17 protein-coding genes and 6 pseudogenes are annotated in these 19924 nt (G+C 49.6%); 17 read left to right on the top strand and 6 right to left on the bottom strand.

The features are described from left to right. Window positions 1-793: pseudogene (locus ACUU1I_RS13280) on the bottom strand (phage tail fiber protein); the annotation flags it as partial. 51 nt (window positions 794-844) lie between these two features. Here ACUU1I_RS13280 and ACUU1I_RS13275 point away from each other — a divergent pair. The 3 genes and pseudogenes from ACUU1I_RS13275 to ACUU1I_RS13265 all read left to right on the top strand — a co-directional run. Beyond that, window positions 845-1009: pseudogene (locus tag ACUU1I_RS13275) on the top strand (recombinase family protein); the annotation flags it as partial. Window positions 1010-1135: 126 nt separating this feature from the next. Further along, entirely contained in the window at window positions 1136-1324 is a 189-nt protein-coding gene (locus ACUU1I_RS13270) for a Com family DNA-binding transcriptional regulator (RefSeq protein WP_001311352.1), read from the top strand. After that, window positions 1275-1970, top strand: a complete 696-nt coding sequence (locus ACUU1I_RS13265; RefSeq protein WP_000514021.1) for a Mom family adenine methylcarbamoylation protein — start codon at window positions 1275-1277, stop codon at window positions 1968-1970. Before ACUU1I_RS13270 ends, ACUU1I_RS13265 begins: the two co-directional genes overlap by 50 nt. A 90-nt stretch (window positions 1971-2060) precedes the next feature. On the opposite strand, the pseudogene ACUU1I_RS13260 reads toward ACUU1I_RS13265, so the two are convergent. Both ACUU1I_RS13260 and dpiB read right to left on the bottom strand, forming a co-directional pair. Then, window positions 2061-2429: pseudogene (locus tag ACUU1I_RS13260) on the bottom strand (response regulator); the annotation flags it as partial. Then, a pseudogene (gene dpiB, locus ACUU1I_RS13255) lies at window positions 2398-4055 on the bottom strand (sensor histidine kinase DpiB). The pseudogenes ACUU1I_RS13260 and dpiB, both read right to left, overlap by 32 nt. Window positions 4056-4435: 380 nt before the next feature. On the opposite strand from dpiB, the gene citC reads away from it, so the two are divergent. The 10 genes from citC (at window position 4436) to yldA (ending at window position 12961) form a co-directional block, all read left to right on the top strand. Further along, on the top strand, window positions 4436-5494 hold the full coding sequence (gene citC, locus ACUU1I_RS13250) for a [citrate (pro-3S)-lyase] ligase (protein ID WP_000497905.1): 1059 nt from the start codon (window positions 4436-4438) through the stop codon (window positions 5492-5494). A 14-nt stretch (window positions 5495-5508) separates the two neighbouring features. Continuing rightward, window positions 5509-5805 carry a citrate lyase acyl carrier protein gene (gene citD / locus ACUU1I_RS13245; RefSeq protein ID WP_000700703.1) on the top strand — a complete coding sequence of 99 codons (297 nt, stop codon included), beginning with the start codon at window positions 5509-5511 and terminating at the stop codon, window positions 5803-5805. Then, on the top strand, window positions 5802-6710 hold the full coding sequence (gene citE, locus ACUU1I_RS13240; protein WP_005066740.1) for a citrate (pro-3S)-lyase subunit beta: 909 nt from the start codon (window positions 5802-5804) through the stop codon (window positions 6708-6710). Before citD ends, citE begins: the two co-directional genes overlap by 4 nt. A 10-nt stretch (window positions 6711-6720) precedes the next feature. Next, on the top strand, window positions 6721-8253 hold the full coding sequence (gene citF / locus ACUU1I_RS13235; protein ID WP_005066735.1) for a citrate lyase subunit alpha: 1533 nt from the start codon (window positions 6721-6723) through the stop codon (window positions 8251-8253). A 3-nt stretch (window positions 8254-8256) separates the two neighbouring features. Beyond that, the gene (gene citX, locus ACUU1I_RS13230) at window positions 8257-8808 is read left to right on the top strand and encodes a citrate lyase holo-[acyl-carrier protein] synthase (protein WP_000550398.1); all 552 of its coding nucleotides are present in this window, start codon (window positions 8257-8259) and stop codon (window positions 8806-8808) included. Next, window positions 8783-9661, top strand: coding sequence for a triphosphoribosyl-dephospho-CoA synthase CitG (citG, locus tag ACUU1I_RS13225; RefSeq protein ID WP_000062460.1), 879 nt, complete (start codon window positions 8783-8785; stop codon window positions 9659-9661). The genes citX and citG overlap by 26 nt, the downstream gene beginning before the upstream one ends. A gap of 50 nt (window positions 9662-9711) precedes the next feature. Beyond that, entirely contained in the window at window positions 9712-11175 is a 1464-nt protein-coding gene (citT, locus tag ACUU1I_RS13220) for a citrate/succinate antiporter CitT (protein ID WP_000050319.1), read from the top strand. A gap of 113 nt (window positions 11176-11288) precedes the next feature. Beyond that, window positions 11289-12095: a ribonuclease I gene (gene rna / locus ACUU1I_RS13215; protein WP_005066726.1), complete on the top strand. Its 807-nt coding sequence runs from the start codon at window positions 11289-11291 to the stop codon at window positions 12093-12095. A gap of 228 nt (window positions 12096-12323) precedes the next feature. Further along, on the top strand, window positions 12324-12734 hold the full coding sequence (gene rnk, locus ACUU1I_RS13210) for a nucleoside diphosphate kinase regulator (RefSeq protein WP_000089727.1): 411 nt from the start codon (window positions 12324-12326) through the stop codon (window positions 12732-12734). 137 nt (window positions 12735-12871) lie between these two features. Beyond that, complete coding sequence (gene yldA / locus ACUU1I_RS13205) at window positions 12872-12961, top strand: small membrane protein YldA (protein ID WP_000796528.1); 90 nt, start codon at window positions 12872-12874, stop codon at window positions 12959-12961. Between the two features lie 3 nt (window positions 12962-12964). Here yldA and ACUU1I_RS13200 read toward each other — a convergent pair. Next, window positions 12965-14202: pseudogene (locus ACUU1I_RS13200) on the bottom strand (zinc-dependent alcohol dehydrogenase). Window positions 14203-14422: 220 nt separating this feature from the next. On the opposite strand from ACUU1I_RS13200, the gene uspG reads away from it, so the two are divergent. Further along, window positions 14423-14851 (top strand): universal stress protein UspG, encoded by a 429-nt coding sequence (uspG, locus tag ACUU1I_RS13195; protein WP_000276167.1) that lies wholly within the window; start codon window positions 14423-14425, stop codon window positions 14849-14851. A 120-nt stretch (window positions 14852-14971) separates the two neighbouring features. Here the strand turns inward: uspG and ahpF are convergent, their stop codons facing one another. Both ahpF and ahpC read right to left on the bottom strand, forming a co-directional pair. Beyond that, window positions 14972-16537, bottom strand: a complete 1566-nt coding sequence (gene ahpF, locus ACUU1I_RS13190) for an alkyl hydroperoxide reductase subunit F (RefSeq protein WP_001313644.1) — start codon at window positions 16535-16537, stop codon at window positions 14972-14974. A 244-nt stretch (window positions 16538-16781) separates the two neighbouring features. Then, window positions 16782-17345 (bottom strand): alkyl hydroperoxide reductase subunit C, encoded by a 564-nt coding sequence (gene ahpC / locus ACUU1I_RS13185; RefSeq protein ID WP_000052796.1) that lies wholly within the window; start codon window positions 17343-17345, stop codon window positions 16782-16784. Window positions 17346-17716: 371 nt separating this feature from the next. On the opposite strand from ahpC, the gene dsbG reads away from it, so the two are divergent. The 3 genes and pseudogenes from dsbG to ACUU1I_RS13170 all read left to right on the top strand — a co-directional run. Further along, window positions 17717-18463, top strand: coding sequence for a thiol:disulfide interchange protein DsbG (gene dsbG / locus ACUU1I_RS13180; RefSeq protein WP_005066710.1), 747 nt, complete (start codon window positions 17717-17719; stop codon window positions 18461-18463). A gap of 209 nt (window positions 18464-18672) precedes the next feature. Beyond that, window positions 18673-19575 carry a DNA-binding transcriptional repressor CitR gene (gene citR / locus ACUU1I_RS13175; protein ID WP_000002447.1) on the top strand — a complete coding sequence of 301 codons (903 nt, stop codon included), beginning with the start codon at window positions 18673-18675 and terminating at the stop codon, window positions 19573-19575. A 146-nt stretch (window positions 19576-19721) separates the two neighbouring features. Beyond that, a pseudogene (locus tag ACUU1I_RS13170) lies at window positions 19722-19924 on the top strand (phosphoadenosine phosphosulfate reductase); the annotation flags it as partial.

The following is a 19924-nucleotide window of genomic DNA, read 5'->3' as shown; positions in this document are numbered from 1 at the left end:
CGGGAATAACTTGCGAACCGCAAAGCCAGTTCCCGTTATTATCCATGTACGCCTGACCATCGGTGCCATTGGCTGTCCTTGAGTTATTAATCATGTAGATGCCAAATTGCCTATTCCCCAGCCCACCAATTACGAATTTACGGTCGGTATGGTCCTGGCGAAGCAATGCCTGCGCACCATCGTTGGATACCGCATTACGGCCCATAATAACGTTCTGGTCACGCATATGAATCCACATGCCTGTACTGCTGTTAATTAAAAAACGGTTTGTAAATATATCTCCTGTAACAACCAGACCATGCCCCATGCTTATCCGGCCAGTTCTGAGATTAAGCGTAAAGGGGCGTAGTGGCCCTATATTACCATTTTCCCCTTCATTCTCTCGTGTAGGGATGATATGCAGGCATTCTTCAGAACGACGAAAAATGGCACCAAAAGATGAATTAAATATTCTCAGTGCATTGACCGTCGATATTTTTACTTCACTGCTGAAAAGGGCTTTAACAAGAACATACAGAGCATCCCATTTAAGATTCATCAGGTCTTTAACCCGGCCGCCAGTGAGGTGGTGTCTCCATTTGAAATACTCATTGCCGTTGTCGCCTGTTTCAAACCACATGTATGAATCAGTATCGCTGTCGGCATCATTTTTAAATCCAATCTTTGCCCAGTCAGTATTCCGAATCCAGGCAAGGATTGAGTCGTTTTCAAAAGTAAGTCCACCGGACAACGTATCGCCATTTTTTTGCACGGCGTTACCAGCCTTGTTTACCGTTTCCTGTAAACCGAGGGGCCGTTTCTGGCCTGCATGGCATGATTTCCGCTTTTAAACGGGGAATTCAGCGTGCTGATTGGCTATGTAAGGGTATCAACAAATGACCAGAATACAGACCTGCAACGAAACGCTCTTGTTTGTGCAGGATGTGAATAAATATTTGAAGATAAATTAAGCGGAACAAGGACAGACCGACCGGGATTAAAACGTGCTTTAAAGCGCCTTCAAAAAGGAACGCATATAGAAAACGACGATCGAATCAATTAAATCGATCTGTATTACCGATCGATTATGTCCCGATAACCACACCCGACTGATGAGATTTTTTAAGATAACGGCGAATTGATGCAAGGAGGTGAAATGAAATCAATTCGCTGTAAGAACTGCAACAAACTGTTATTTAAAGCGGATTCCTTTGATCACATTGAAATCAGGTGTCCGCGTTGCAAACGTCACATCATAATGCTGAATGCCTGCGAGCATCCCACGGAGAAACATTGTGGGAAAAGAGAAGAAATCACGCATTCTGACGAAACCGTGCGTTATTGAGTATGAAGGCCAGATTGTTGGCTATGGTTCAAAGGAGCTGCGCGTTGAAACCATATCCTGCTGGCTGGCCCGCACAATCATTCAGACAAAGCACTATTCCCGCCGTTTTGTGAATAACTCTTACCTTCACCTGGGAGTATTCAGCGGGCGTGATCTGGTTGGCGTTCTCCAGTGGGGATATGCCCTTAACCCCAACTCAGGTCGTCGTGTCGTGCTTGAAACGGATAACCGGGGCTATATGGAGTTGAATCGCATGTGGCTACACGACGACATGCCCCGCAACTCTGAATCACGGGCCATCAGCTACGCGCTGAAAGTTATCAGATTACTGTATCCGTCAGTGGAGTGGGTTCAGTCCTTTGCTGACGAACGCTGCGGACTCGCAGGCGTTGTGTATCAGGCGTCGAATTTTGATTTTATTGGCAGCCATGAAAGCACGTTCTACGAGCTGGATGGTGAGTGGTATCACGAGATAACGATGAACGCGATTAAGCGCGGAGGGCAACGAGGCGAGTATTTGCGAGCTAATAAGGAGCGTGCCGTGGTGCACAAATTTAATCAGTATCGCTACATCAGATTCCTGAACAAGCGAGCAAGGAAGCGGCTAAATACCAAACTATTCAAGGTTCAGCCATACCCTAAGTGATCCCCATGTAATGAATAAAAAGCGGTAATTAATACTGCTGTTTCATTTGAAGCGCGAAAGCTAAAGTTTTCGCATTTATCGTGAAACGCTTTCGCGTTTTTCGTGCGCCGCTTCACCCAGCCGTTCATAGGCAATTGGCTTAATGAGATAATCAAATACACCACAACGTACGGCTTCAGACACCGTTTCCATATCACTGGCTGCAGTGGTAAACACCACGTCGCCGGGATAATGCGCCTGCACCAGTTCATGCAGTAAATTAATCCCTCTACCGTCAGGAAGATAGTTATCGAGCAAGATTAGCCCCGGCTTAAAACGCTCGATCATCATTCGGGCCTGCGCCAGGTTTCCCGCCAGTAATATCTGACTGAATCCGGGAATGTGACGAATATATTCCGCATGCATCTCTGCCAGCGGCGTTTCGTCCTCAACGATCAATAGGGTTAATGGAGCTGTCATTAGGTTTCACTTTCGGAATATAGATTGAAAATAAGGTACCGCAGGGATCATTATCTTCGAGAGTGATAACACCACCGCAGCGCGTTACGTAGCTGGCAATCAAGTACAACCCAATGCCATGTTCACCGGGCTCGTCAGCACGCGTACTGACCCCTGCTCAAATATTTTGTCTCGTAGAGACTCTGGAACGCCGCAGCCCTGATCGGCGACTTCAATCACCACATCATCGCCTTCATCGCTGAGGAATAATTCAACGCTCTTGTTTCCTTCATCGCTACGCAGGCTGGCTTCGAAGGCGTTATCAAGTAAATTGCCAACAATGGCGGCAAACTCGGTGCTATCCAGTCCTGGCGGCAGTTGCGAAAGCTGGCTACCGGGGACGATGATCATTTTTAGCCCCAGTTCGCGGGCGCGCTGCACTTTACCAAAAAGCAGCCCCGCCACCTGGCGATCGGCAAACGCCTCGCGCAGGCTGTCAATAAGCTGTTGCTGGGCCTGAGACTCCCCCTGCACCATCGCCAGCACGCGATCATACTCTTTCATCTGCAACAGACCATTGAGAGTCGACATCCAATTGAGATGCTCGTGTCGCAATGTACGAAGGCTCTCAACGTATTGTTTTATTTGCGTCAGTTGCGCATTGAGGGTGGAAATTTCGTCTTTACTGCGAAAGCTGATAATGGCTCCCAGCAAATCATCACCTGAACGAATAGCTTCCCGATTGGCAATAACGCTCAGACCGTTAAAGTTAGCCACCACATCCTGACGTTTTTCATCAATCTGTTCGGTAAAGAAATCGGCAGACCTGACCACTTCAGCAATGGGTTTACCCAACCATTGCCGTCCAGGGGAACTCAGCCCCAGCATCTTTCTTGCGTTACGATTGATGGCGGTAATGTAACCGTGCGGATCCACCGCAATCAGCCCTTCATAAACCGAACTAAACAGCGCCTCTTGCTGACGGACCACCCGTGCGATTTGCTTTGGCTCCATGCCCATCATCTGCCGACGGATATGCGCGGCCAGGAACCACGACAGCAACATCAGAATCCCTAACAGCACGACAAACACACCTGCCATCGGTAATAAAAACTCAGCCCGCCAGCTATCGATTTTACTCACCAGGTAGCCAATCGACACCACGCCGATGACTTTTCCATCGTCATCAAAGATTGGCGTTTTGGCGCGCATCGCCATACCCATTGACCCTTTCCCGGTAATGAAGTAGCTCTCCCCTTTCTCCAGCGCGCCCTGTTTGGTGAACTGCATAGGATAACCAATTTTCTCCGGATTAGGATGGTAAAGGCGGATCGAGTGCCGGTCGCCAATCACCACATAATCAAAATCGGTATCTCTTTGTAATTTGTTAGCGATGGTCGCCAGCCGTTTGTAGTCACGCGTTTTCACCGCAGAGATGACACTGTCATTGGAGGCAATAATTTTCGCCTGATTCATTGCCATGTCGCGTACATGAAGCGTTAAATAGTCCTCAAAACTGGCCGTAAAATATTGCGCCAGGGCTGCAATGACAAATATTGAGAACACCAGAATCAGCAAAAAGATACGCAGCGGAAATGTCAGTCTTTGGAAAAATGCAAACTGTTTATTCTCGTTAAGCTGCAACATTGTTTTCCTTGCGGGTTGTCCCGAGCCTCTTTGACGGATGTAATTAAAATGTTGAATCAAAATACATAGATATTAATTATGATCGTGGCAAATTTTATTCATTAAATCAATTAAATCACTTAAACCTGCGAGTCATTTCGTAATTACATTAATTAAAAAACTTAAAACCATTAAACAAATAAAAAAACCACTAACTCTATGTGAAATAAATCAAAATTTCACGCCGAAATACTCCTTAGGATGTATAGCGAAAGGAGAAAAAGATATACCTCGATCACCCCCCTTTCTCCCAAGTGAAAATAAAAGGTTATCAGTTTGCAACATTGAACAACATTCGTTGCAAATCGATAACAACATGCACCTTCAGGATACTATTTATTATGTTCGTCAATGATATTTTCACCCGCGTAAAACGTTCAGAAAATAAAAAAATGGCGGAAATCGCCCAATTCCTGCATGAAAATGATTTGAGCGTTGACACCACAGTCGAAGTATTTATTACCGTAACCCGCGATGAAAAGCTTATCGCGTGCGGTGGAATTGCCGGAAATATTATTAAATGCGTTGCTATCAGTGAATCCGTTCGCGGTGAAGGACTGGCGCTGACATTAGCCACTGAACTGATAAACCTCGCCTATGAGCGGCACAGCACGCATCTGTTTATTTATACCAAAACCGAATACGAGGCGCTGTTCCGCCAGTGCGGTTTTTCCACGCTGACCTGCGTACCCGGCGTGATGGTGCTGATGGAAAACAGCGCCACGCGACTGAAACGCTATGCCGAATCGCTGAAAAAATTGCGTCATCCAGGGAACAAGATTGGCTGCATTGTGATGAACGCCAATCCCTTTACGAATGGTCACCGTTATCTGATTCAACAAGCTGCGGCACAGTGCGACTGGTTTCATCTGTTTTTAGTCAAAGAAGATTCTTCACGCTTCCCCTATGAAGACCGGCTGGATCTGGTGTTAAAAGGCACCGCCGATATTCCACGCCTGACTGTGCATCGCGGCTCAGAATACATCATCTCCCGCGCTACGTTCCCTTGCTACTTCATTAAAGAACAGAGCGTCATTAACCATTGTTACACCGAAATTGATCTGAAGATTTTCCGTCAGTACCTCGCTCCCGCGCTTGGTGTAACTCACCGCTTTGTCGGTACTGAACCCTTTTGTCGCGTTACCGCCCAGTACAACCAGGATATGCGCTACTGGCTGGAAACGCCGACTATCTCCGCAGCGCCCATCGAACTGGTTGAAATTGAGCGGCTGCGTTACCAGGAGATGCCGATATCCGCTTCCCGGGTACGTCAACTGCTGGCGAAAAACGATCTCACGGCTATCGCGCCGCTGGTCCCTGCAGTCACGCTGCATTATTTGCAGAACCTGCTTGAACACTCCCGCCAGGACGCGGCAGCTCGTCAAAAGACCCCCGCATGAGAAACAGGTGAAAAATGAAAATAAACCAGCCCGCCGTTGCAGGCACCCTTGAGTCTGGGGATGTGATGATACGCATCGCCCCACTCGATACGCAGGATATCGACCTGCAAATCAATAGCAGCGTTGAGAAACAGTTTGGCGATGCAATTCGCACCACCATTCTGGACGTTCTCGCCCGCTACAACGTGCGCGGCGTACAGCTGAATGTCGATGACAAAGGCGCACTGGACTGCATTTTACGTGCACGACTGGAAGCCCTGCTGGCACGCGCCAGCGGTATCCCGGCTCTGCCATGGGAGGATTGCCAATGATTTCCGCTTCGCTGCAACAACGTAAAACTCGCACCCGCCGCAGCATGTTGTTTGTGCCTGGTGCCAATGCCGCGATGGTCAGCAACTCCTTCATCTACCCGGCTGATGCCCTGATGTTTGACCTCGAAGACTCCGTGGCATTACGTGAAAAAGACACCGCCCGCCGCATGGTTTATCACGCGCTGCAACATCCGCTGTATCGCGATATTGAAACCATTGTGCGTGTCAACGCGCTGGATTCCGAATGGGGTGTTAACGACCTGGAAGCCGTCGTTCGCGGTGGTGCGGACGTTGTGCGTCTGCCGAAAACCGATACCGCTCAGGATGTTCTGGATATTGAAAAAGAGATCCTGCGTATAGAAAAAGCCTGTGTTCGTGAACCCGGCAGCACCGGCCTGCTGGCGGCGATTGAATCTCCGCTGGGCATTACCCGCGCAGTGGAAATCGCTCACGCTTCCGAGCGTTTGATCGGTATCGCCCTCGGTGCAGAAGACTATGTGCGCAACCTGCGTACAGAACGCTCCCCGGAAGGAACTGAACTGCTGTTCGCACGCTGTTCCATTTTGCAGGCCGCGCGCTCTGCGGGTATTCAGGCGTTCGATACCGTCTATTCCGACGCTAACAACGAAGCCGGATTCCTGCAAGAAGCCGCCCACATCAAACAGCTGGGCTTTGACGGCAAATCGCTGATCAACCCGCGTCAGATTGATCTGCTGCACAACCTCTACGCACCGACCCAGAAAGAAGTGGATCACGCCCGCCGCGTCGTAGAAGCCGCTGAAGCCGCCGCTCGCGAAGGCCTCGGCGTGGTTTCCCTGAACGGTAAGATGGTGGACGGTCCGGTTATCGATCGCGCCCGTCTGGTGCTCTCCCGTGCAGAACTTTCCGGCATCCGCGAAGAATAAGGCAATCAAAATGACGCAGAAAATTGAACAATCTCAACGACAAGAACGGGTAGCGGCCTGGAATCGTCGCACTGAATGCGATCTTGCCGCTTTCCAGAACTCACCAAAGCAAACCTACCAGGCTGAAAAAGCGCGCGATCGCAAACTGTGCGCCAACCTGGAAGAAGCGATTCGTCGCTCAGGTTTACAGGACGGCATGACGGTTTCCTTCCATCACGCTTTCCGTGGCGGTGACCTGACCGTCAATATGGTGATGGACGTCATCGCGAAGATGGGCTTTAAAAACCTGACCCTGGCGTCCAGCTCCCTGAGTGATTGCCATGCGCCGCTGGTAGAACACATTCGCCAGGGCGTGGTTACCCGCATTTATACCTCTGGCCTACGCGGTCCACTGGCGGAAGAGATCTCCCGTGGTCTGCTGGCGGAACCGGTGCAGATCCACTCTCACGGCGGTCGTGTGCATCTGGTACAGAGCGGCGAACTGAATATCGACGTGGCTTTCCTCGGCGTCCCGTCCTGTGATGAATTCGGTAATGCCAACGGCTACACCGGTAAAGCCTGCTGCGGCTCCCTCGGCTATGCAATGGTTGATGCCGACAACGCAAAACAGGTCGTGATGCTTACCGAAGAACTGCTGCCTTATCCGCATAATCCGGCAAGCATTGAGCAAGATCAGGTTGATTTGATCGTCAAAGTTGATCGCGTTGGCGATGCTGCAAAAATCGGCGCTGGTACTACCCGTATGACCACTAACCCGCGCGAACTGCTTATTGCCCGTAGCGCTGCGGATGTGATTGTCAACTCTGGCTACTTCAAAGAAGGTTTCTCCATGCAAACCGGCACCGGCGGCGCTTCGCTGGCGGTAACCCGTTTCCTGGAAGACAAAATGCGTAGCCGCGATATTCGCGCCGACTTCGCCCTCGGCGGTATTACCGCGACGATGGTTGATCTGCACGAAAAAGGTCTGATCCGCAAACTGCTGGATGTGCAGAGCTTTGACAGCCATGCTGCGCAATCGCTGGCCCGTAACCCCAATCACATCGAAATCAGCGCCAACCAGTACGCTAACTGGGGTTCGAAAGGCGCATCGGTTGATCGTCTCGACGTGGTGGTACTGAGCGCGCTGGAAATTGACAGGCAGTTCAACGTTAACGTGCTGACCGGTTCTGACGGCGTACTGCGTGGCGCTTCCGGTGGTCACTGCGATACCGCGATTGCCTCTGCGCTTTCCATCATCGTCGCGCCACTGGTACGCGGTCGTATTCCGACTCTGGTGGATAACGTGCTGACCTGCATCACCCCGGGCTCCAGTGTCGATATTCTGGTCACAGACCACGGTATCGCAGTTAACCCGGCACGTCCGGAACTAGCAGAACGTCTGCAGGAAGCGGGCATTAAAGTGGTTTCCATTGAGTGGCTGCGCGAACGTGCGCGTCTGCTGACCGGTGAACCACAGCCGATTGAATTCACCGACCGCGTCGTTGCCGTTGTGCGTTACCGCGATGGCTCGGTGATCGATGTTGTGCATCAGGTGAAGGAATAAGCCATGCACCTGCTTCCTGAACTCGCCAGCCACCATGCGGTGTCAATTCCCGAGCTGCTCGTCAGCCGGGATGAAAGGCAAGCACGGCAACACGCCTGGCTCAAGCACCATCCTGTTCCACTGGTCTCCTTTACCGTGGTTGCGCCTGGGCCGATTAAAGACAGCGAGGTCACACGCCGAATTTTTAATCATGGCGTGACAGCCTTGCGTGCCTTAGCCACAAAGCAGGGCTGGCAAATTCAGGAGCAGGCTGCACTGGTTTCCGCCAGCGGGCCGGAGGGCATGTTGAGCATTGCCGCCCCGGCTCGCGATCTCAAGCTCGCCACCATTGAGCTTGAACATAGTCATCCTCTCGGGCGGTTATGGGATATCGATGTCCTGACGCCCGAAGGCGAAATTCTCTCCCGCCGCGACTATTCACTGCCGCCTCGCCGCTGCCTGTTGTGCGAGCAAAGCGCAGCCGTCTGCGCGCGTGGAAAAACCCATCAACTGACCGATTTACTCAACCGCATGGAGGCACTGCTGAACGATGTCGATGCCTGCAACGTCAACTAAAACCACAAAGCTTGCGACGTCATTAATCGATGAGTACGCCCTGCTGGGCTGGCGCGCCATGCTGACTGAAGTCAATCTGTCACCGAAACCAGGCCTCGTGGATCGCATTAACTGCGGTGCGCACAAAGATATGGCGCTGGAAGATTTCCACCGCAGCGCGCTGGCGATTCAGGGCTGGTTACCCCGTTTCATTGAATTTGGTGCCTGTAGTGCAGAAATGGCACCGGAAGCGGTACTCCACGGATTACGCCCAATTGGTATGGCTTGCGAAGGTGATATGTTCCGCGCCACTGCGGGCGTAAACACGCATAAAGGCAGCATTTTTTCTTTAGGGCTGCTATGTGCGGCAATTGGCCGTTTGCTTCAGCTCAACCAGCCGGTTACGCCAACAACCGTTTGTTCTACGGCGGCAAGTTTCTGCCGTGGCCTGACCGATCGCGAACTGCGTACCAATAATTCACGACTGACGGCAGGTCAACGGTTGTACCAGCAGCTTGGCCTTACCGGCGCACGCGGTGAAGCCGAAGCGGGTTATCCACTGGTGATCAACCACGCCTTGCCGCATTACCTCACTCTGCTGGATCAGGGGTTAGATCCTGAACTGGCATTGCTCGATACCTTGCTCCTACTGATGGCTACCAACGGCGATACCAACGTTGCATCGCGCGGTGGCGAGGGGGGCCTGCGCTGGCTACAGCGCGAGGCGCAAACATTATTGCAAAAAGGGGGCATTCGAACCCCCGCCGATCTCGATTATCTCCGGCAGTTCGACAGGGAGTGTATCGAACGAAATCTCAGTCCAGGCGGCAGTGCCGACCTGCTGATCCTTACCTGGTTTTTAGCACAGATTTAATTATTTAAGCACTTGATAAATTTGGAAATATTAATTTTCGGAGAACCCGTATGTCTTTAGCAAAAGATAATATATGGAAACTATTGGCCCCACTGGTGGTGATGGGTGTCATGTTTCTTATCCCTGTCCCCGACGGTATGCCGCCGCAGGCATGGCATTACTTCGCTGTGTTTGTGGCAATGATTGTCGGCATGATCCTCGAGCCAATTCCGGCAACAGCGATCAGTTTTATTGCGGTTACTATTTGCGTTATTGGCAGTAATTACCTGCTCTTTGATGCCAAAGAATTAGCTGACCCAGCGTTTAATGCGCAAAAACAGGCGCTGAAATGGGGCCTGGCTGGTTTTTCCAGCACCACGGTATGGCTGGTATTTGGCGCATTTATTTTTGCATTAGGGTATGAAGTTTCCGGGTTAGGTCGTCGCATTGCCCTTTTCCTGGTGAAATTCATGGACAAACGCACGCTGACGTTGGGTTATGCGATTGTCATTATCGACATTCTGCTGGCACCGTTTACACCGTCCAACACCGCGCGTACCGGGGGTACGGTTTTTCCGGTCATTAAAAACCTGCCGCCGTTGTTTAAATCATTCCCGAACGATCCGTCCGCGCGTCGTATTGGCGGCTATTTGATGTGGATGATGGTCATTAGTACCAGTCTGAGTTCATCCATGTTTGTCACCGGTGCGGCACCAAACATGCTGGGTCTGGAGTTCGTCAGCAAAATTGCCGGTATCCAGATTAGCTGGTTGCAGTGGTTCCTCTGCTTCCTGCCGGTTGGGGTTATCTTGCTTATCATTGCGCCGTGGCTTTCCTACGTGCTGTACAAACCGGAAATCACACACAGTGAAGAAGTGGCAACCTGGGCGGGTGATGAACTAAAAACCATGGGTGCGCTGACACGCAGAGAGTGGACGCTGATTGGCCTTGTATTGCTCAGCTTAGGTTTGTGGGTATTTGGCAGTGAAGTCATTAATGCTACTGCGGTTGGTCTGCTGGCAGTTTCGCTAATGCTGGCTCTGCACGTTGTGCCGTGGAAAGACATTACCCGCTATAACAGCGCATGGAACACGCTGGTCAACCTGGCAACTCTGGTTGTGATGGCTAACGGCCTGACTCGTTCTGGTTTTATTGACTGGTTCGCCGGTACCATGAGTACGCACCTGGAAGGATTCTCACCAAACGCAACGGTGATTGTACTGGTTCTGGTGTTCTACTTTGCACACTACCTGTTTGCCAGCCTGTCTGCGCACACCGCAACCATGCTGCCGGTTATTCTGGCCGTCGGTAAAGGTATTCCGGGCGTACCAATGGAACAACTGTGTATCCTGCTGGTGCTGTCTATCGGTATCATGGGCTGTCTGACGCCGTATGCAACCGGTCCTGGGGTGATTATTTACGGCTGTGGCTATGTGAAATCAAAAGATTACTGGCGTCTTGGCGCAATCTTCGGGGTGATTTACATCTCTATGTTACTGTTGGTTGGCTGGCCGATTCTCGCCATGTGGAACTAATACGTTCGCCAAACGCTGAATAAATCATCACGCCCGCCAGGTAAGCCCACCTGGCGGGCTTTTTTATGATTTAATAGATAGTATTCAGTGTATGTATGAGTTCCACACCCATTATGAAAGCATTCTGCCGTAACGCCGCGTTGCTCGCGGTTTCTCTGCTTCCCTTATCTTCTGCCAACGCCGTAGCGTTGCAGGCAAAACAGTATGGCGATTTTGATCGCTATGTCCTGGCCCTCTCCTGGCAAACCGGATTTTGCCAGAGTCAACACGATCGAAATCGTAACGAACGAGATGAATGTCGCCTGCAAACCGAAACGACCAACAAAGCTGATTTTCTGACCGTACATGGTCTGTGGCCAGGATTGCCTAAATCGGTTGCTGCCCGTGGTGTTGATGAACGCCGCTGGATGCGCTTCGGTTGCGCTACTCGCCCAATCCCGAATCTACCAGAAGCACGCGCCAGCCGAATGTGTTCATCGCCGGAAACCGGGTTATCACTGGAAACGGCCGCTAAACTAAGTGAAGTCATGCCAGGAGCTGGCGGACGTTCCTGCCTGGAACGCTACGAATATGCCAAACACGGTGCCTGCTTTGGTTTTGATCCGGACGCATACTTCGGTACGATGGTACGCCTGAATCAAGAAATTAAAGAGAGCGAAGCCGGAAAATTCCTTGCGGATAATTACGGTAAAACAGTGAGCCGCCGTGACTTTGACGCCGCCTTTGCCAAAAGCTGGGGAAAAGAGAACGTGAAAGCAGTTAAGCTAACGTGCCAGGGTAACCCTGCGTATTTGACTGAAATTCAGATCTCGATCAAAGCTGACGCCATCAACGCTCCGCTTTCTGCAAACTCATTCTTGCCACAACCTCACCCAGGTAACTGTGGCAAAACCTTTGTGATTGATAAAGCGGGTTATTAATCCTCTGATTTACAAAACACGCTAATTCGTCTTCCATAACCATGCCGATTAAGAATTATACATAATGCGCTGCATTGAGGAATTCCCTGAATGTGACGCAAATCACTTCAAAGAGTGAGCAACAGTCAGTATCATCATGTGAGTTAAACCCTCGCCGCCTGACGGTGAGGGTTTTCTTTTGGGTATGTTTATCTGCGACACTCGCAGTACCGACGACATGGAGTAAAAATGTCCAGACCAACTATCATCATTAACGACCTGGATGCCGAACGCATCGATATTCTGCTGGAGCAACCCGCCTATGCTGGTTTGCCAATCGCCGACGCGTTAAACGCAGAGTTGGATCGCGCCCAAATGTGTTCGCCAGAAGAGATGCCACACGACGTGGTGACAATGAACAGCCGGGTTAAATTCCGCAATCTTAGAGATGGCGAAGTGCGTGTGCGCACGCTGGTGTATCCGGCAAAAATGACCGATAGCAATACTCAGCTTTCCGTTATGGCTCCGGTAGGTGCCGCACTGCTGGGGCTGCGCGTTGGCGATTCCATTCACTGGGAACTTCCGGGCGGCGTTGCAACCCACCTTGAAGTGCTGGAACTCGAATACCAGCCAGAAGCTGCTGGCGACTACCTGCTTTAATCCCATCTGCACAAGCGATAACTCGCTTTGCCCAGAGGATGCACTCGCATCCTCTTTACGCAAAATCAGCAATTTTTCCTGGTTCTCACTGTTCACTTTTGCTGCAAAATTATTCCGTTTCGTTTGTGGGAATAACCATGGCAGAAGCATTTTACATCCTGATAGGATTTCTGATTATGGCGGCGATTATCGTCATGGCTGTCCTTTACCTCGAAAACCACTCCTGACGATCATATTGTTCCCCCCGGCATCGCATTCACCAGACCTGAAACCGCCTTCTGCGCCGCCTCTGCGCTTTGTGCACCGGGTACCAGAATCACCTTACGGCACTCCTCTTCACGTTTTTCGAAAATCTCATATCCCCGGGCGGCCTCTTCAAACGGCATATAGTGGGTAACAATTTCTTCTGGTTTCAGTAATCCTTTCTCAATTAACGGTAATAATTCTCCCAGCCATGCGTGAACGTGGGTCTGTCCCATTTTAAACGTCAACCCTTTATCAAAGGCGTCGCCAAACAGGAAACCGTGAATAAATCCAGCGTAGACGCCCGGTACGCTAACAATGCCGCCACGCCTGACCGCCGCAATACACTGGCGCAACGCTTTACCGCTGCTGCCCTCCAGTTTCAGGTTAGTCAGCACCGTTTCCGTGGTGCTGCCTTTCGCTTCAAAACCGACGGCGTCTATTACTGCATCCACGCCCCGGTGACCTGCCGTTTGTTCAATAATTGACTGTGCCGGATCGCTATCTTCATCGAAATTAATCGGGATCGCGCCGTAGCGGTCAGCGGCGAAACGCAAGCGGTAGGGATGATGATCAACAACAAAAATCTGTTCCGCACCGAGCAACCGTGCACAGGCGATTGTCAACAATCCCACAGGACCAGCACCATAGACTGCAACGCTTGAACCTTGTTGGATCTGCACATTTTTTGCTGCCTGCCATGCCGTTGGCAGAATATCAGAAAGGAAAAGGGCTTTATCATCTGAAAGCAAAGGCGGTACTTTAAACGGCCCCACATTCCCTTTAGGGACGCGGACATATTCCGCCTGCCCGCTAGGAACGCCACCATACAGGTGACTATAACCAAACAATGCCGCGGGAGCAGGTATCTGTTTTTTATTGAGCGCAGCGCCTTTACCCGCATTGGTATTTTCGCAGGCGGCATATTGCTGTAATCGACAGAAAAAACAGTCGCCACAAGCAATGACGAACGGAATTACCACCCGGTCGCCTTTTTGCAAATTTTTTACGTCCTTCCCGGTTTCAACGACTTCCCCATAAATTCATGACCAAAAATATCGCCATGTTTAACCTGGGGTATTTTGCCTCGATAAAGATGGAGGTCAGAGCCACAGATCGCCGTTACCGTAATACGCAGAATAATATCATCTGCCTGTTCAATGCCCGGATCGGGAACATTTTCTACCTGAACGTGATGTGGGCCGTGATAAGTCAATGCTTTCATGCAACCTCCAGAGACAGTTCAAAAAAGAGTCAGTCTTTAAGGGTAGCTATCACAGCGGGAAAACGGGCGGTACCGCAGGTTTTGGGAGAATTCCTGGTGTTCAGTGAGAATATATTAATCACAGAAACCGTTCGTAAGGAAAAAGAACCAGACAAATATCAGGGATAAATATTATAATCATGGCGAATGATTTGTTCATGATTAACAGGGAGAAAGGGTTATGTATAAGGCAATCATTATGCCAGTTGATGTATTTGAAATGGAATTGAGCGACAAAGCTGTTCGCCACGCTGAATTCCTCGCCCAGGATGACGGAGTTATTCATCTACTTCACGTACTACCCGGGTCAGCCAGCCTGAGCCTGCACCGTTTTGCCGCTGATGTGCGTCGTTTTGAAGAGCATCTGCAACATGAAGCAGAAGAACGTCTGCAAACGATGGTCAGCCACTTCACCATCGATCCTTCCCGCATTAAACAACATGTCCGTTTTGGTAGCGTGCGGGATGAAGTCAATGAGTTGGCAGAAGAACTGGGGGCTGATGTTGTAGTTATCGGTTCTCGCAACCCATCGATTTCGACCCATCTGTTAGGTTCTAACGCCTCGAGCGTGATCCGCCACGCCAATCTGCCTGTACTGGTCGTTCGCTAACAGATAAAAGTATTTATGCCGCCCTGCCTGGAACATCCCGGCAGGGCTTTTTAATGCCATAAAAAAGCCGCCAGGTTTGACCCCGGCGGCTAAGCAATTGCAGGTGAATCTTACTTCTTCTTATGCAGTTTTGGTGCGAATCAGGTAGTCAAAAGCACTCAGAGAGGCTTTGGCACCTTCGCCAGTGGCGATGATGATCTGCTTGTACGGAACCGTCGTACAGTCACCCGCTGCGAACACGCCTTTGACGTTGGTTTCACATTTCGCATCAATGATAATCTCGCCCATGCGGTTACGTTCGACTGCGCCTTCCAGCCAGTTGGTGTTCGGGAGCAGACCAATCTGGACAAAAATACCGGCCAGTTCGATGTTGTGAATATTGCCGCTGACACGATCTCGATATTCCAGACCAACGACTTTGCTGCCGTCGCCTTTCACTTCCGTGGTTTGCGCATTCAGAATAATGTCGACGTTTTTCAGGCTGCGCAGTTTGTCCTGCAGAACCTGGTCGGCTTTCATTTCTGGCGCAAATTCCAGCAGCGTTACGTGCTCAACGATACCCGCCAGGTCGATTGCCGCTTCCACGCCGGAGTTACCGCCGCCGATAACCGCTACGCGTTTGCCTTTAAACAGCGGGCCGTCGCAGTGCGGGCAGTAGGTCACGCCTTTAGTGCGATACTGATCTTCGCCCGGAACGTTCATGTTGCGCCATTTTGCACCCGTCGCCACGATAATGCTGCGTGCTTTCAGTACCGCGCCAGAAGCTGTTTCAATCTGGTGTAGACCACCTTCAACCGCTGCCGGGATCAGTTTGCTGGCGCTCTGGCTGTCGATCACATCAACGTCGTATTCATCAACGTGAACTTTCAGTGCGCCTGCCAACTTCTGCCCTTCAGTCTTCGGTACAGAAATGTAGTTTTCGATATCAACGGTATCGAGGATCTGACCACCAAAACGTTCGCCCATCAGACCGGTACGGATGCCTTTACGTGCGGAGTAAATTGCTGCCGCTGCACCCGCCGGGCCGGAACCAACGATTAATACGTCATAAGCATCACGCTTGTTCAGCTCTTCTGCCGCACGTTTTTCCGCGCCAGTATCAATTTTGGCAACGATTTCAGTCAACGTCATGCGGCCCTGACCAAACTCTTTCCCGTTTACGAACACTGCCGGAACGCCCATCACGTTGCGATCGGTGATTTCGTTCTGGAAGGTGCCGCCGTCAATTGCAGTGTGCTTGATGCGCGGGTTCAATACGCTCATCAGGTTCAGCGCCTGCACCACGTCCGGGCAGTTATGGCAAGAGAGCGAGTAATAGGTTTCGAATTCAAAATCACCGTCAATATGGCGAATCTGCTCCAGCAGAGACTGCGCTTCTTTCGACGGATGACCACCGGTCCACAGCAACGCCAGTACCAGCGAGGTGAACTCGTGGCCCAGCGGGGAGCCTGCAAAACGTGGTCCCTGGTTGGAACCTGGGTTGGTGATCAGGAAAGACGGCTTACGCACTGGCAAGCTGTTATCTTCTTTAAAGGTGACTTTGTCTGACAGTTCTGCGATTTCAGCCAACAGTTCCTTGATTTCTGCCGATTTAGCGCTGTCATCCAGCGTGGCAATTAACTCAACAGGCTTGGTCAATTTCTCAAGGTAAGCCTTGAGTTGAGTTTTCATATTTGTGTCGAGCATGTTTATCTCCTGGGCTTTAAACATCATCATGCAAGCGGCCTCTGCGGCTACCTGGATGCAGCTTGCATCATGGTGCGGGGAAGAAAATCGGGTGCCGCAGCACCCGAAGAATTAGGTGAATTTCCGAAGTATTTCGCGTCAGAGCAAGGCGACTAGCCTGTGAATCCCCGGGAGCTTACACAAGTAAGTGACCGGGGTGAGCGGGCGACGCCAACGCCGCTATGGCGTGAAAGACGAAGGAAATTTAGATTTTACCAACCAGGTCCAGAGACGGAGCCAGAGTTGCTTCACCTTCTTTCCATTTAGCCGGGCAAACTTCACCTGGGTGAGAAGCTACGTACTGAGCTGCTTTGATTTTACGCAGCAGATCAGACGCGTCACGGCCAATGCCTTCAGCGGTAACTTCGATTGCCTGGATGATACCCTGCGGGTCAACAACGAAGGTCGCACGGTCAGCCAGACCTTCATCTTCACGCATGTTGTCGAAGTTACGGGTCAGGGCGCCAGTCGGGTCGCCGATCATCGCATATTTGATTTTAGCGATGGTTTCAGAGCTGCTGTGCCATGCTTTGTGGGTGAAGTGAGTATCGGTAGATACTGCGTATACGTCTACGCCCAGTTTCTGCAGTTCTTCGTAGTGGTCAGCAACGTCACCCAGTTCGGTCGGGCATACGAAAGTAAAGTCAGCCGGGTAGAAGAAGAAGACGCTCCAGCGGCCTTCGGTATCTTTTTCGGTGATTTCGATGAATTCGCCGTTTTTGAATGCCTGGTTTTTAAAAGGTTTAATTTTGGTGTTAATCAAGGACATCTATACTTCCTCCGTGTTTTCGATGAGATGTAAGGTAACCAATTTTTGCCGATTCGGCTAATGCGTTTCCATTATCAAATCGATAAGTTTTACCTTACAACCTTCGTAAGACAACTTTGTGAACTTTGCACCGCCAGCGGCGATAAAAAGTAAAATGGCCCCCTTTCCAGGTGACCGTGTAATCTGAACTACCCTTTGGTATCTTCAGCGCCTGCCTGCAGGCTGAGGTGTTGCCCTTACAAATGCAACAACGACATGGATTACAACACCCTCATAAACAAAGGGCAATCACCTGATCTAAGCTCTTACCTATGACAGTGATAGGTTATGCCTTTTACTCGACTTTTGCACTGACTGAAAAGAACAAATTAATGTTAAAAAAGATACTTTTACTGGCTCTGCTTCCTGCAATCGCCTTCGCAGAGGAACTTCCTTCCCCAGTAAAAGCGATTGAAAAACATGGCATTACAATCATCAAAACGTTCGATGCCCCCGGAGGAATGAAAGGTTATCTCGGAAAGTATCAGGATATGGGCGTCACCATCTACCTGACTCCCGATGGTAAGCACGCTATCTCTGGTTACATGTACAACGAGAAAGGTGAAAACCTGAGTAACACACTTATCGAAAAAGAAATTTACGCACCAGCCGGACGCGAAATGTGGCAACGGATGGAACAATCCCACTGGCTCCTCGACGGTAAAAAAGATGCGCCGGTCATTGTCTACGTCTTCGCCGATCCGTTCTGCCCATATTGTAAACAGTTCTGGCAGCAGGCGCGCCCGTGGGTAGATTCTGGCAAAGTGCAATTAAGAACATTGTTGGTTGGGGTTATCAAGCCAGAAAGCCCGGCGACAGCAGCGGCAATTCTTGCCTCCAAAGATCCCGCAAAAACCTGGCAACAATATGAAGCCTCTGGTTGCAAGCTTAAGCTAAACGTGCCTGCAAACGTAAGTACAGAGCAAATGAAAGTGTTAAGTGACAATGAGAAACTGATGGACGATCTGGGGGCAAATGTCACGCCGGCTATCTATTACATGAGTAAGGAAAATACGCTGCAACAGGCCGTGGGGTTGCCCGATCAGAAAACGCTTAATATCATTATGGGAAATAAATAAAAGGTAATTCATGGATGGTTGAACTATATCCCTGCTTTTCAACCATCCTAAAAAAGCATGAATTGCTCGCTCTACCCTAAGTGGCTGTGCTATTTTAGAAAAACTTAATCCTGAGTTAAGCAAAAAAACATAATCAATAAAAATACATACGCAAAAAACATTGATTAAGTGAATATACCATGGAAGAAAAATATAAACCGGAGTAGTGTATGGCCAATCTCTACGACTTGAAAAAGTTCGACTTAAATCTTCTTGTCATATTTGAGTGTATTTACCAGCATTTAAGCATTAGCAAAGCTGCTGAATCACTATATATCACCCCATCAGCCGTGAGCCAGTCGTTACAACGCTTACGTGCGCAATTTAATGACCCTTTATTCATTCGCTCAGGAAAAGGTATCGCGCCGACGACAACAGGGTTGAATCTGCATCACCATCTTGAGAAAAACCTCAAAGGCCTTGAACAAACAATTAATATAGTCAATAAGTCCGAACTAAAGAAAAACTTTATTATCTACGGCCCTCAGCTCATTTCTTGCTCTAATAATAGTATGCTGATCCGCTGCCTACGGCAAGATGCCTCTGTCGAGATTGAGTGCCATGATATCCTCATGTCAGCAGAGAATGCTGAAGAACTGTTGGTTCACCGCAAAGCCGATCTGGTGATCACCCAAATGCCAGTGATCAGCCGTTCCGTCATTTGCATGCCATTGCATACAATTCGCAATACTCTAATTTGTAGTAATAAGCATCCGCGAATTACTGACAATAGCACTTATGAACAAATTATGGCAGAAGAGTTCACCCAATTAATATCCAAATCAGCAGGAGTTGATGATATTCAAATGGAAATAGACGAGAAGTTTATGAATCGCAAAATTTCATTTCGTGGTTCCTCTTTGCTGACAATAATTAATAGCATTGCAGTTACAGATTTACTGGGAATAGTCCCCTATGAACTTTATAACTACCACCGTGACTTTCTTAATTTAAAAGAGATAAAACTAGAACATCCGTTACCTTCAATAAAGCTTTACATTTCCTATAATAAATCTTCTTTAAATAATTTGGTGTTCTCCCGATTTATTGACCGTCTAAATGAGAGTTTTTGATATATAACTACAGACAGCTACTATAACTTTCATCTATTTATTCACAGCTCGAATGAAAAATAAAACACTCTGCTTTACAGTGTTTACTTTATAATTAACAGTCTTATCTCACTGTTCACCCTGTAACGTTCAGAGAGCGTCTTCAGATGTCTATTTATAAAATTCCTCTTCCACTCAATATTCTGGAAGCTGCACGAGAGCGTATTACCTAGACACTCAACACCCTACCCCGCGTTTGTGTCTCATTTTCTGGCGGCAAAGACTCTGGTTTAATGCTGCATCTGACAGCCGAACTTGCCCGACAAATGGGCAAAAAAATCTGCGTTTTGTTTATCGACTGGGAGGCGCA

The sequence above is a fragment of the Shigella sp. SIG3 genome (genome assembly GCF_053555855.1).
Note: the sequence above shows the minus strand (reverse complement) of the source record. Positions and strands in the feature narration are given on the sequence as shown.